This window comes from Asticcacaulis excentricus, from assembly GCF_003966695.1.
Lineage (GTDB): Bacteria > Pseudomonadota > Alphaproteobacteria > Caulobacterales > Caulobacteraceae > Asticcacaulis > Asticcacaulis excentricus_A.
In genome coordinates this window covers 1220598-1233523 of sequence record NZ_AP018827.1, presented here as the reverse complement: position 1 = coordinate 1233523, position 12926 = coordinate 1220598, and the positions used below count along the sequence as shown (strand labels likewise).

At 60.3% G+C, this 12926-nt stretch carries 11 protein-coding genes; 5 read left to right on the top strand and 6 right to left on the bottom strand.

The window, feature by feature from the left end; genetic code table 11:
- Window positions 1–13 precede the first annotated feature (13 nt).
- From EM6_RS05645 to EM6_RS05635, 3 genes are all read left to right on the top strand, one after another.
- Entirely contained in the window at window positions 14–2563 is a 2550-nt protein-coding gene (locus EM6_RS05645) for a TonB-dependent receptor (protein WP_126420927.1), read from the top strand.
- Window positions 2564–2712: 149 nt separating this feature from the next.
- Window positions 2713–2997 (top strand): glycine zipper domain-containing protein, encoded by a 285-nt coding sequence (locus tag EM6_RS05640; protein ID WP_013478508.1) that lies wholly within the window; start codon window positions 2713–2715, stop codon window positions 2995–2997.
- A gap of 68 nt (window positions 2998–3065) precedes the next feature.
- Entirely contained in the window at window positions 3066–3317 is a 252-nt protein-coding gene (locus tag EM6_RS05635) for a hypothetical protein (protein WP_126420925.1), read from the top strand.
- Here the strand turns inward: EM6_RS05635 and EM6_RS05630 are convergent, their stop codons facing one another.
- The 3 genes from EM6_RS05630 to EM6_RS05620 form a co-directional block, all read right to left on the bottom strand.
- Window positions 3318–5129 (bottom strand): long-chain-acyl-CoA synthetase, encoded by a 1812-nt coding sequence (locus EM6_RS05630; RefSeq protein WP_126420923.1) that lies wholly within the window; start codon window positions 5127–5129, stop codon window positions 3318–3320.
- Between the two features lie 227 nt (window positions 5130–5356).
- Window positions 5357–5860 carry a hypothetical protein gene (locus EM6_RS05625; protein WP_126420922.1) on the bottom strand — a complete coding sequence of 168 codons (504 nt, stop codon included), beginning with the start codon at window positions 5858–5860 and terminating at the stop codon, window positions 5357–5359.
- Window positions 5861–6314: 454 nt separating this feature from the next.
- Entirely contained in the window at window positions 6315–7097 is a 783-nt protein-coding gene (locus tag EM6_RS05620) for a hypothetical protein (protein WP_126420920.1), read from the bottom strand.
- A gap of 322 nt (window positions 7098–7419) precedes the next feature.
- Here EM6_RS05620 and EM6_RS05615 point away from each other — a divergent pair, with 322 nt between their 5' ends.
- A complete protein-coding gene (locus EM6_RS05615; RefSeq protein WP_232037003.1) occupies window positions 7420–8199 on the top strand; it encodes a M12 family metallopeptidase in 780 nt (259 codons plus the stop codon).
- Between the two features lie 107 nt (window positions 8200–8306).
- Window positions 8307–9061 (top strand): IS5 family transposase gene (locus EM6_RS05610; protein ID WP_420000730.1). Its coding sequence is split into 2 segments (ribosomal slippage): window positions 8307–8640 and window positions 8640–9061, totalling 756 coding nucleotides; the frame shifts between segments, so codons are not numbered across the junction.
- Between the two features lie 213 nt (window positions 9062–9274).
- Here the strand turns inward: EM6_RS05610 and EM6_RS05605 are convergent.
- The 3 genes from EM6_RS05605 to adh form a co-directional block, all read right to left on the bottom strand.
- Complete coding sequence (locus tag EM6_RS05605; RefSeq protein ID WP_126420918.1) at window positions 9275–9823, bottom strand: DUF1353 domain-containing protein; 549 nt, start codon at window positions 9821–9823, stop codon at window positions 9275–9277.
- Window positions 9824–10060: 237 nt separating this feature from the next.
- The gene (adhP, locus tag EM6_RS05600) at window positions 10061–11095 is read right to left on the bottom strand and encodes an alcohol dehydrogenase AdhP (protein ID WP_126420916.1); all 1035 of its coding nucleotides are present in this window, start codon (window positions 11093–11095) and stop codon (window positions 10061–10063) included.
- A gap of 164 nt (window positions 11096–11259) precedes the next feature.
- Window positions 11260–12777: an aldehyde dehydrogenase gene (gene adh, locus EM6_RS05595; RefSeq protein WP_126420914.1), complete on the bottom strand. Its 1518-nt coding sequence runs from the start codon at window positions 12775–12777 to the stop codon at window positions 11260–11262.
- Window positions 12778–12926 lie beyond the last annotated feature (149 nt).

The following is a 12926-nucleotide window of genomic DNA, read 5'->3' as shown; positions in this document are numbered from 1 at the left end:
CTAGGGGAAACACATGCGCGTAAAGGCACACACACACAATCGCTTCTCCCTCAACCGCACACTGATGGTAACCTGTTCCGGTATGGTCATGGCGCTCAGCGCGGCATCAGCCATGGCCCAGACCGCTCAGCCTGAGGAAGAGGTTCAGGTCATCACCGTCACCGCTCAGAAGCGCGAGCAGTCGCTTCAGGACGTGCCGATCGTGGTCACCACCTTGTCGGCCAAGCTGCTGCAGGACGCCGGTGTCAGGGACATCAAGGACATGCAGGTCCTGACGCCCGGCCTGACCGTCACCTCGACGCAGAACGAAACCCTGACCACCGCCCGTATCCGGGGCGTCGGCACGGTCGGTGACAACCCCGGCATGGAGTCCTCGGTCGGCGTGGTCATCGACGGCGTCTATCGCCCGCGCAATGGCGTCGGTTTCGGAGATCTGGGCGAAATCGGCCGCATCGAAGTGCTGAAGGGGCCGCAGGGCACCCTGTTCGGTAAGAACACCTCGGCCGGCGTTATCAACATCATCACCAAGGAACCGTCTTTCACCTTTGGCATGGACGGCGAAGCCACGGTGTCGAACTATGACGGCAAGGGCGTGTCGGCCTCGATCACCGGGCCGCTGTCCGAAGACCTTGTTGCCGGTCGCCTGTTTGTGGCCAAGCGTGAGCGCGGCGGCTTCTACGATGTCAATACCGGCATTGGCCCGCGCGCCCTCAAGGAAGACGCCGATCAGAACTTCTACACGGTGCGTGGTCAGTTGCTGTTCACGCCGGGCGCGCACAAGATCCGCGTCATCGCCGACTATTCGAAGCGCGACGAAAACTGCTGCGCCGTGGTGCAGACCCGCACCGGTCCGACCGGTGCGGCGATCAACACGCTGGCGGGCGGTAACGGCGTGGCGGCGACCGCCAATCCGGAAGCGCGTCTGGCCTATTCCAACCGCCCGACCACGCAGCAGATCATTGATGGCGGCGTCTCGGTCGAAGCCAATATCAAGCTGGACTGGCTCGACTCGACCCTGACCTCGGTCACCGGCGTGCGCAAGTGGAAGAACACCAATGGTCAGGATATCGACTATTCAGGCGCTGACATCCTCTATCGCCGCGACAACGGGGACTTCAAGGCGGACTTCGACACCTTCTCGCAGGAACTGCGTCTGGCCGGAGGCGGTGAAAAGCTGAACTGGCTGGTCGGGGCCTTCTACACCGACGAAGACCTGAAGCGCACGGATTCTTACGTCTATGGCTCGCAGTACGAAACCTATCTGTCGATCCTGCTGGCGCAGGCGCTGGGCCTGCCCACCACGACGCCGACGGTCTCATTGCTGACCGGCCGCGCCGCCGGCACCTCCTACGCGGCGGGTGAGGGCGCGCTCGACTACTATACGCAGGAGTCGAAGTCGCTGGCCCTGTTCACCAACAATGGTTACAAGTTCACCGACAAGTTCGAGGTCACGATGGGCCTGCGCTATACGCAGGAAACCAAGAAGATGACCGCCATCTACACCAATTCAGATGGGGGCGTCGGTTGTGCCTCGGCCATTGCGCGTTCGGGCCTGATGGGCAATGCCCCGGTCGGCACTTGGGCGGCCATCCCGGCGGCCTCGCGGCCGACCGTGGTCGGCAATATGTGTACCTTCTGGGGCAATGCGGCCTTCAACAACCGCCGCATCGCCAACGAAGTGACCGAGAAGGAGTGGTCGGGCACGCTGAAAGGCGCCTACCGTTTCAACGAAAACATCATGGCCTATGCCTCCTACGCCCGTGGCTATAAGGGCGGCGGGTACAACCTCGACCGCGCCCAGACGGGCATCACGCCGGACGCCTCGCTCTACTTCAAGCCGGAGACGGTGGACTCCTACGAAGTCGGCTTGAAGACCTCGATGCTGAACAACAAGCTGCTGTTCAACATTACGGCCTTCGATCAGACCTTCCAGGACTTCCAGCTCAACACCTTCCTCGGCACGGCCTTTGTGGTCGAGTCGATCCCGGAACTGAAGTCGAAGGGCTTTGACGCCGATGTCTACTGGTCCACGCCGATCCGCGGCCTGTCGGTGCAGGGCGGCGTCGCCTATGCCGACACCAAGTACGGCAGCTTCACCGCCGCTGACCTGTCGAACCCGGCACGCTTCCCGCAACTGTCGCTCCTGCCGGGCGCGCGCATGTCTTTCGCCCCGGAATGGACGGGCTCGCTGGCCGTTACCTGGTCGGGCAATATCGCCGAAAACCTGCGCGCAACGGGCAATATCGCCGCCAAGTATTCCTCGGAATACAATACCGGCTCCGACCTGATCCCGTTCAAGATGCAGGACGGCTATACGCTGCTCAATGCCCGCTTCGGCATCGGTGCGCCCAATCAGGCCTGGACGCTGGAGTTCTGGGCGCAGAACCTGACCGACGAAACCTATAAGCAGGTCGTGATCAACGCGCCGCTGCAAGGCAATGGCTTCCAGTCCACTTTGCAAGCAAACGGCACCTATTACAATCAGGCGCTGGACTCCAACACCTACGACGCCTTTATGGGTCAGCCGCGTACCTATGGCGTGACCCTGCGCGTTAAATACTGATCCTGATTTACAGATCAGCAGAGACAAAGGCCCCGGTGACCGCCGGGGCCTTATTTTTTGGCACCCTGTTGCCGTATTTTCACCCTCTTGTGGGATGCAATATTCCGACAGAACGCCTATATCTATAGTCCAGCCAAAGGAGACCGCTCATGGCCGACAAAGCCCCTGCCGAAGCTATTGCCGAAAAGACCACGCGCTCGATCACCGACGCGCTGGAGTACCTCGAAGACAAGCTGAAGGTGTCGCAGGACACCCGCGACAAGATCAATGGCAGCATCGACCGCCTTCAGGTCATTCTCGAAGAAGCCCGCGACGAGGCCGAAGACAAGACCAAGGTCGTGCGCCGTCAGATTCGCCGTCACCCCGGCACCTCGGTGGCCATTGCCGCCGCCGCCGGTGTGGTCATCGGCCTGCTGTTGTCGCGCCGCGACTAAGACGGTTACAGACATAAACAAACCGCGCCGTTTCAAGTGAAGCGGCGCGGTTTTGTGTGGGAGGGGCAATGATCTATTGGGTTGTGATATGTGTGGCCACGCCGGGCCTCTGCTATTGCGCTTTTCAGCTCTATCGTGGTCTGCGTGACGGGGAGATGAACGGGCTGGGCTTTGTGCCGATCTTCAATCAGGAGCCACCACTGGATCGCAAGGAAGACTTCCGTGATTTCTGGATCACGGCCGCAACGCGCGCCGGGACTCTTCTGGTCGGCATTCCCTTGCTTATTAAGACGCTCAGCATCGCGCTTATGACGCTGTGACTACATGCGGTACTGACCGCTCTCGATCAGGCTCAGGCACTCCGCCGTCAGAGGCTTATAGCCGCTGTCGTCCATCTTCATCACATAGAGCGGATCGCTGACTTTTGCCGGATCAAAACCCGCCAGAACAAGGTCCATCTTCTTGTATTTGAAGGTGCCGGTCGTCTCGGCATTTTGCAGCAAGCGCACAAAGCGCGGCCGGGCATAGACGGGCAGGTGGCTGTTTACATGCTGTGCAAAGGCTTCGATCGAGAAGCCTTCACCGGTGATCAGCGCCACCATCCCCGCCTTGCCGTCATAGTGCGGCACCGGCACGCCATAGACAATCGCCTCATCAACGCCTTCGGCGCGGGCGCAGCATTCGCCCACCTCTGAGGTCGAAACGTTCTCGCCCTTGAAGCGGAAGGTGTCGCCGATACGGTCCACGAAATAGATATAGCCGTCCCGGTCCATCTTCATCAGGTCACCGGAACGGAACCAGGCGTCGCCCTTTTTGAAGACGTCGCGCATCACCTTCTTTTCCGACGCGGCCTTGTCAGCATAGCCGGTGTAGAAGTGGCGGGCATCGGTGCCGATGGCGCCGATGGCTTCGCCGACCTCGCCGGGCTTGCACTCGATACACAGACCGTTCGGCCCGCGCACCGGGGTTTCGCTTTCGACATCGAACTGCACCAGCCGGATGTTGAAGGCGTTGCGCAGATAAGCCGGTGCGCGGCCAATGGCACCGGCCTGACCATCAAAATTAAACAGCGACACATTGCCTTCGGTCGAGCCGTAGAATTCGATGATCACCGGCACCTTGAAGCGCGACTTGAATTCGCTCCACACCTCCGGCCGCATACCGTTGCCGAAGGCGACCTTCAGCCGGTGCTTGGTCTCATCGTCCGGATTGGCCGCCACTGGCGCGTTGACGAGGTAACGGCACAGTTCCCCAATATAGACGATATGGGTGCAGTTGAGGCTGCGCACATCAGGCCAGAAGGCCGAGGCCGAGAACTTGCGCTTGATGACCATGGAGCCGCCATTGAGCAGCGCCGCGCCGACACCGCACAGGCCGCCGGTCGAATGGTACAGCGGCAGGGCGTTATACAGGCGGTCTTCCTCGCTCATGTGCGACACGCCGCGGAACGCCTTCATGTAGAGCTGAGCGCGCGCATGGGTGATCTTGGCCGCCTTGGGCAGGCCGGTGGTCCCGGAGGTGTAGATATAGAGCGCCGGGTCACGCGCCACCATGCCCTGCCGGATTTTGCGGTCGGGGCGCACCGTGCTGACCCCTTTGAGCGCCTGGGTCAGCGAATGGTGATGCGAGGTTTCGTCACCCTGCGCCAGATCGAGCACAAACACCTCCTGATGGCGGCTCAGGCTGGCTTCGATTTCGGCAAAGGCGGGCAGGGTGGTGGGATCGACAATCGTCAGGCTGGCGGTCGAGATGTTGATGCAGTGGGCCAGACCCTGACCGGTCAGGGCGTTGTTGATCAGGGCGCTGATCACGCCGATCTTGCTCAGCCCGTACCAGATAGGGATGTATTCGAGGCGATTGGGCAGGAAGACCGCCACCGTGTCGCCGGGTTTCAGGCCGCGCGACAAACCCCAGTTGGCCACGCGGTTGGCCAGCACGTCCATCTCTGAATAGGTGAGGCTCTTGTCCTCGAACAGCAGGGCAATGCGCGCCGAATGGCGATCTACCGAGGCTTCGACATCGTCGCACACCAGCACAGGCGAGTTTGAATCCACCTCGCGGATATGGCGCAGCAGCCGCAGCAACCGCTTGATGAAAATGAATTCGCGCCTGGCCCTGTCGATCAGGTTCATGGAACGTCTCCGGATACCCTGTGCCTCATGACGTCTATGGTGACGCCTTATGAGTCAGCATATCCCGGAATATGCGTTTCGCCAGCATAAAATTGACGTGAACGGAAAGTATTTTCCCTTACCGCAAGGGAAGGCGCTGTTATGTCAGCTCAGGTTTCAAACGCCTCAATACGTTGATATGCCAAGATTTTATCCGTGGTTAAATCTAAATTTCAATGGCCTTGCCGTCAGCGTTTCAGGACCATGACCGTCACATCGGCGGTCTTGTTGTCGATCAACCGCACCTCATAGGTGCCGGGTTGCAGGTCGAAATCGACGATCTTACGGATGCCGGAACAGTCCGGCCCGTGCCCGTGCTTGCTCGATTTCAGCGCTTCACCATCCTTCACCACGTCGATCCACAGCCCAGCCCCGGCGGCAATGCCATAGGTGCCGGCCTCGGTTACGCTGAGGCTCAGCGTGCCGCTAAAGGTCGAGGTGGTCGGCGGCGTGGCGCGGGCACGTTTATAGGTGACGCGGGTCGCCTCAAGCAGGGTCACCTTGACCGGCTTGCCCAGGCTCAAAGCCGGGGCACCGCTGGCCTCCGCCGTGGCCTTGACCGGGGTGGCGTGCATCCAGTGGGTGAAGGGCCCGGTCAGGACCGGCTCCGGCGGGCAGGCCGGTTTGGCCTCTTCGGCCCATACCGGAGCGGCGGTCAGCAACAGGGCGGCGGAAAGAAGTAGGGCGCGCATGGGATACCTTTGACAGAGCCATTTTACCGCTGAGTGTAATCCCGGAATTGCGGCGCAGGGAAGATGGGCGGGACTGATTTTAGGCAAGCATAAGAATCCGGGGTCAGTTGACCCCGGACCCCGGATGTGAGGCTAAAAAGGTTTAGCCACTAAAAACACAAAAAGCACGAACGGGAGCCTGTGGCACAGGCCTGCGCCTAACATATCGAGGCTGAGTTGTGGCGCGCGAGATTTTTTAGAAACCACAGATTACACAGATTACACAGATTATCCGTGCCTGTGTCACGCATAGGCGCGTAGCGCCAATCTGTGCCATCTGTGAAATCTGTGGTTCAAATCCCTTCGGCGCGCAGCGCCCCTCACTCGTGCAGGCCGCACGAAGGTAAGGGCCCTGCGGGCCGGGCGTTTCAACGCAAAGAGGTTCGTGGAGTTCGTGCCGTTCGTGGTGCTTCCTTCACCCCGTATCCAGCGGGAACAGGTCGGGCCACAACAGATTGAGGTCTTCGCGGCTATAGGCTTTGAGCGCTTTCAGCAGCGTGTCGCGCGTTTCGCCCATTTCATACAGGCGGGGGAGGCGGTCGCCGTGCAGGACCTCCACATCCTCATCGCGGATCAGGCCGTAATCGTGCTGCGTTAACGGCGTGCCCTGCGGCCGGGGGATAGCCACGGTGTTCTGCACGCGCTCCCGCAGAGCCATTTCCGGCGGCGTCAGGGGCCGCGACGGGGCAGCAGGTTCAGATTTCGGCTGAGGAGCGGGTGTAACCTCGACCGGTGCGACAGGTTTGGTTTCAGGCTGTGGTGCCGGTTGTGACCGCGCTTGTTTGTAGGCGCGGGCATTGACCCGCATTTGTTCGATCCGCGCGCTGAGTTCAGCCATGTGATCGCGCGGCGGGTGCGGCCACTGCATCCCTTTGAGCGCATCGGGTTTGAGTGTGATGAAGGGCACGTCCGGCGCCTTGTCGAGCCAGTCTCCAGACCATTCGAGTTTGTTTTTCAGCTTCACCTGATCCTCGATGGCGGCGATGGCGTGTTTGTGCGCCTGTGCCTGAGAGGCGTCGCAGCGGGCATAGAGGCGCTCGATCATCAGCGCTGTGCGGATGCCCTTGGTGACCGCGTCCGGCGTTTCAGGCGCGTCCATCGCGCTTAAGGCCAGCAGCATCCGGTCCGCATAGGCGCGCAAGTGTTCGCGCCGCTGTTCGGGGGTCAGAGAGCCAGCCATGTCCGTCGTCTCGGTCATGCCCCAAAGGGTAACCGCGCTTTTTATGGCGGGGATAGATTGGGGGCATTTTGCCCGCAGCGCAGGGGCGAGGTGCGTTACCTGCTTGTCAGAATGTCGTGGTGTTGAGGTTAAGGAAGCCCCCCACCACCGCATCTCAACGCCTTTGGCGTCTCGTGCGGTCCCCCTCCCCAGCAAGCTGGGGAGGTATGAGGGACGTTTCGCGCCCCTAAACCGGGTGCAGGGGCCGCGCCCCTGCCCGCCGGAGGCTCTTGATGCTGAAGTTGCCATGGGAAAGCCATATTAGCCAATAGGTTTGGAAACGGAATTGTAGGGGGTAAAAATGCGTGTGTGGGTTTTGGCTCTGGGGCTGCTTTGGGCAGGGACAGCGCACGCGGCCGCTGTCATGGACGGGGTGCGTCCGTGGTCCGGCGGGGCTGTGCCCTATCATTTTGAACCGGCATTGCTACAACAGGCAGGGGCCAAAGGGGCCGATTGCCGCGAATGGAGCCGATGGCGCGCTGGACCGGCGAAACAGGCCTGTCAGGCCATGGCCGAATGGACGCGCGTCAGCGGCGTGCGCTTTGTGCCTGATGCTAAACGGCTCGACTCTGTCAGCATTGTCAGGGGGGCCGCTACGACTGGCACGATAGGGCGCTTGCCTGCGGGTAATCGGGTAACCATCGAGCCGGGCGTCACCTACGGCAGCGTCCTGCACGAGTTTGGCCATGTATTGGGGCTGATGCACGAGCATCAGCGACCCGACCGCGATGACTATCTGCGTTTTGAGCCGTTTCTGACCGCGCTCTTGCAGCGTTGTACCTTCCTGACCGAGGTGTGTCGGGATGTGCGGCTGGCCTTTCCCAAGGTCGGGGTACGGGCAAAGACCGACTATGATCCGTGCTCCCTGATGCACTATCTGGCCAATCAGGCACCGCGCCATCCGCAGGACAAGCGCTGGGCGCGTATCTTTAGCCTGACGGACAAGGGGCAGGCCCGACTCAAGACCTGTCAGGGGCAGTTTGCGGCCCTGCCGGCGCGCTGCCGTAAGGTGGGGCAGAAATGCGCGGTATCGAAGCTGGATGCCGAACTGGTGCGGCGCTTTAACGGGGTTGTGGATTAGCGGGATGATGTTTCCATTCAAAATCATCTAGGCTCAGGCCCTATTAATTAACGCGAGGGATTCCCAAGGGGGGGTTGATGTGATTCACTTTTGGAAGGAGGTGGATCATGGCTGATGTGTTTTTGCTGTCTGATGTGCAATTCAACCGGATACGCCGGTATTTTCCGTTGTCGCATGGCGTTCCTCGCGTGGATGATCTGCGCGTGGTCAGCGGGATTATTTACGTTATAAAACATGGTCTTCAGTGGAAGGATGCCCCCAAGGGCTATGGTCCGCACAAGACGCTTTATAACCGCTTCATGCGCTGGAGCCGGATGGGCGTTTTCAATCGGATTTTCAGCGCTCTGGCCTCGCAGGCCGGTGATCCGGAGCAACTGATTATCGACGCCACGCATCTCAAAGCCCACCGCACCGCAGCCAGCCTGCTAAAAAAAGGGGATTTCCCCGCCTTCTCGGACGCACCAAAGGTGGCCTGAACTCCAAACTTCATGCGGTTAGCGACCCGCACGGCAGGCCTATCTGCCTGTTGCTGACCGCTGGACACGTCAGCGACTTCAAGGGCGCAGCCTTGCTGCTGGATACACTGCCCAAAGCAAAAACTTTGCTGGGTGATCGGGGATATGACGCCAACTGGTTCCGTGATGCTCTGAAAGATAAAGGAATAAACCCCTGCATCCCTTCAAAGCGTAATCGAAAAGTCCAGATCGAGCATGACAAAATACTCTATAAGCAACGCCATAAGGTCGAAAACATGTTCGCCAAACTCAAAGACTGGCGGCGCGTACACACTCGATACGACCGCTGTGCCCACACCTTCTTCTCTGCCATACTTATCGCCGCTACCGTCATCTTCTGGCTCTGATCAATGAGTCTTGAGCCTAGAGTTGAAATGACTTTAGGTGGAAACGCCATTTCGCTCTAAATTTTTGTTTTGTCGCGATGTTTTTGCGGAAAACCGCTCACACTTTTGGCTTCGCCGAACTTCGTTTCCGCACATCGCTCTAGGCTTGATCAAGCAGCACTGTCCCTGACGCTTTAACCGGCCACGTCTTCATGCGCGTTTTCGAAAACCACGCTACAGGGGCTGCGGGCCGTTGGTTTCGCCGCTGAACGCCGTGTGGCGTTCGAACGGGGCAATCTCAAGACGCTTGCCATCGCGCCAGTCCGCAAAGGTCCGGTTCCAGACGCGGCGTTCCTTGTTGTAACCGCCGCTGCCGCCCAGTCGCACCGCCGTGTACAGGATAAGGCGCTTGAACCACGCCACCTTCAGTTCACGCAAGGCATGGAGAAAGACGCGATCGGCACGCGCCCGCATGTCGGGCTCACCCACGGCGTAGAGCCAGTCGTGCACGACCGCCGCCTTGGCATGACGACCAAAGGCGGGAATCAGGCCGCGCACCAGCCAGGGAATGGAGGCGAAATCAGTAATGTAGCTTTGCGGTACGCGAAACCTCAGGCCCTCGATTTCGTCCTCATAGACAAAGCTTTCGTAAAGGACGGCGGTGGTGCGGCCTTCCCGCTCAATGTCGCCATCCAGCACGGCCACCAGAAGCGCAGACGGCATGGTCGGGGCGTATTTTAGCCCCATCTCGGCGACCGGTTTTGTCCCGGAATAGAATGGCATGTCCCCTCCATTTAGAGCGATATGTCGAAAAGCGTGGGCGGTTTTTGAAAAAATATCGCTATAAAACAGAAACTTATAGACATTTGGCGGCTCAACTGGACCGACGAATGCTCTAAGCGCGCGTAACACTATTCTCTGAAACCAGCCTCAAGGCAAGGGAGGGTTGCGGAGGCATAAAAAAACGCCCTACCGGGGAGGGGGCAGGGCGTCGGCTTGCGCGTCATAGACGCTCAGACGTCAGGCCGTCAGGTCGAGCACGATGCGGCCCTCGATTTGCCCCTCGTGCATACGCGCAAAGATGTCGTTGATGTTTTCCAGCTTTTCGGTGGCGATGGTCGCCTTGACCTTGCCGTCGCTGGCGAAATCAAGCGATTCCTGAAGGTCGAGGCGCGTGCCGACGATGGAGCCGCGCACAGTCACGCCATTGAGCACCATGCCGAAGATGTCGAGCGGGAATTCTCCCGGCGGCAGGCCGTTGAGCGACACCGTCCCGCCGCGCGACACCATGCCGAGCGCTTGTTTGAAGGCGGTGGTCGAAACCGCGGTGACGAGCACGCCCTGCGCCCCACCATCGGTAGCCTTTTTGATATAGGCCGCTGGATCGGCTTCTGTTTTGGCATTGACGGTCACAGTTGCCCCAAGGCGGCGGGCGAGGTCGAGCTTGGCGTCGTCAATATCGACGGCGGCGACGTTGAGCCCCATGGCCTTGGCGTATTGCACGGCCATGTGGCCCAGACCGCCGACGCCGGAAATGACCACCCAGTCGCCGGGCTTGGTGTCGGTGACCTTCAGCCCCTTATAGACGGTCACGCCCGCGCACAGGACGGGCGCGATTTCGGTAAAGCTGATGGTTTTGGGCAGGTGACCGACGAAGTTGGAGTCGGCCACCACATATTCGGCAAAGCCGCCATTGACCGAATAGCCGGTGTTGAGCTGAGATTCGCACAGGGTTTCCCAACCGCCCAGACAATGGCGGCAATGGCCGCAGGCTGTATAGAGCCACGGCACGCCGACGCGGTCGCCTTCCTTGACGTGCTTGACGCCCTTGCCCACCGCCGAAACGTAACCGACGCCTTCGTGACCGGGGATGAAGGGCGGATTGGGCTTCACCGGCCAGTCGCCTTCGGCGGCGTGCAGATCGGTGTGACACACGCCCGAGGCCTGAATGGCCACCTGAATCAGGCCTTCGCCGGGTTCCGGCACCGGCACTTCGTCGATGGTGAGGGGTTTGCCGAACTGGCGGACAACGGCCGCCTTCATGGTTCTGGCCATGCTGCGTTTCTCCTGCGGATGGGGGTGATACCAAGGGTCATTGAAAATGACTCTTGGTATGAGAAGCATGATGCGTCGCAGGGGGCCGTGCCGCCATGCGACGGATGGGCGCGCGTAAAAACAGCGCGGGGGCTTCAACACCCACCGCGCTTTTGCATTTCCGGTCAGAAGAAGCCAAGCTTGGCTGGCTGATAGGAGACGAGGATGTTCTTCGTATGCTGATAGTGGTCGAGCATCATCTTGTGCGTTTCGCGTCCGATGCCCGACTGCTTATAGCCACCGAAGGCGGCGTGGGCCGGATAGGCGTGGTAGCAGTTGGTCCACACGCGGCCCGCTTCGATGCCGCGACCGGCGCGATAGGCGGTATTCATATCGCGGCTCCACACACCGGCACCCAGACCATAGATGGTGTCATTGGCGATTTCGATAGCCTCTTCCACCGTCTTGAAGGTGGTAACCGAAACGACCGGACCGAAGATTTCCTCCTGGAAGACGCGCATCTTGTTGTGGCCTTCGAAGATGGTCGGCTTGATATAGAAGCCGCCTTTCAGGTCGCCGGACAGGTGATTGGCTTCGCCGCCGGTCAGCACCTTGGCGCCTTCTGCCTTGCCGATATCGAGATATTTCTGGATCTTCTCGTACTGCTCCAGAGAGGCCTGAGCGCCGATCATCGTGCCCATGTTCAGCGGGTCGCCCTGGGTGATGGCTTCGACGCGCTTTATGGCCTTCTCCATAAACTTGTCATAGATCGACTCGTGGACCAGAGCCCGCGACGGACAGGTGCAGACTTCCCCCTGATTGAGGGCGAAGAAGGCAAAGCCTTCCAGAGCCTTGTCGAGGAAGGTGTCGTCTTCGTCCATCACATCGGCGAAGAAGACATTGGGCGACTTGCCACCCAGCTCCAGCGTGATGTTGGTCAGGTTGTCGGCGGCGGAACGCATGATCTCCTTGCCGACGCCGGTCGAGCCGGTGAAGGCGATCTTGGCAATGCGCGGGCTCTTGGCCAGCGGCGCGCCCGCCTCGATGCCGGTACCGTTGACGATGTTGAGAACGCCCGGCGGCAGCAGGTCGGCGATCAGTTCGGCGACGACAAGGATCGAGGCCGGGGTCTGTTCAGCGGGCTTCAGCACCACGCAGTTACCGGCGGCCAGAGCGGGGGCCAGCTTCCACGCCGCCATCAGGATGGGGAAGTTCCATGGAATGATCTGACCCACAACGCCCAGCGGTTCATGGAAGTGATAGGCGACCGTGTCGTGATCCAGTTCGCCTATCGAGCCTTCCTGCGCGCGGATGCAGCCGGCGAAATAGCGGAAGTGGTCGATGGCCAGCGGAATGTCGGCGGCGGTGGTTTCGCGCAGCGGCTTGCCATTGTCCCAGGTTTCAGCTTCGGCAACGAGGCCGAGATTGGCTTCTAGGCGGTCGGCGATCTTCAGAAGGATGTTGGCGCGCTCGGTCACCGAGGTGCGGCCCCAGGCCGTTTTCGCTTTGTGGGCGGCATCGAGCGCGCGCTCAATGTCCTGCGCGTCGGAACGCGGCACTTCGCACAGCTTCTGACCGTTCACCGGCGAGATATTGTCCATATAGCGGCCATTGACCGGTTCGACCCAGTCGCCACCGATAAGGTTACCGTAGCGGGTTTTGAACGGTGTGGCGGCGGTGAGATCGCGTTCATGCTTGGTCATGCGAGTTGTCCTTATCTGGTGTTAACCCCTGAGACACCCAGCCTGCGCCCCCGCGATGGCCTGTCGCAAGCACGGACAAACATGATGCGCCGCAGCATCACGCGCATTGTGAAACCCCGCCAACCCCCGCTGTCGCAGGCTGCATCACA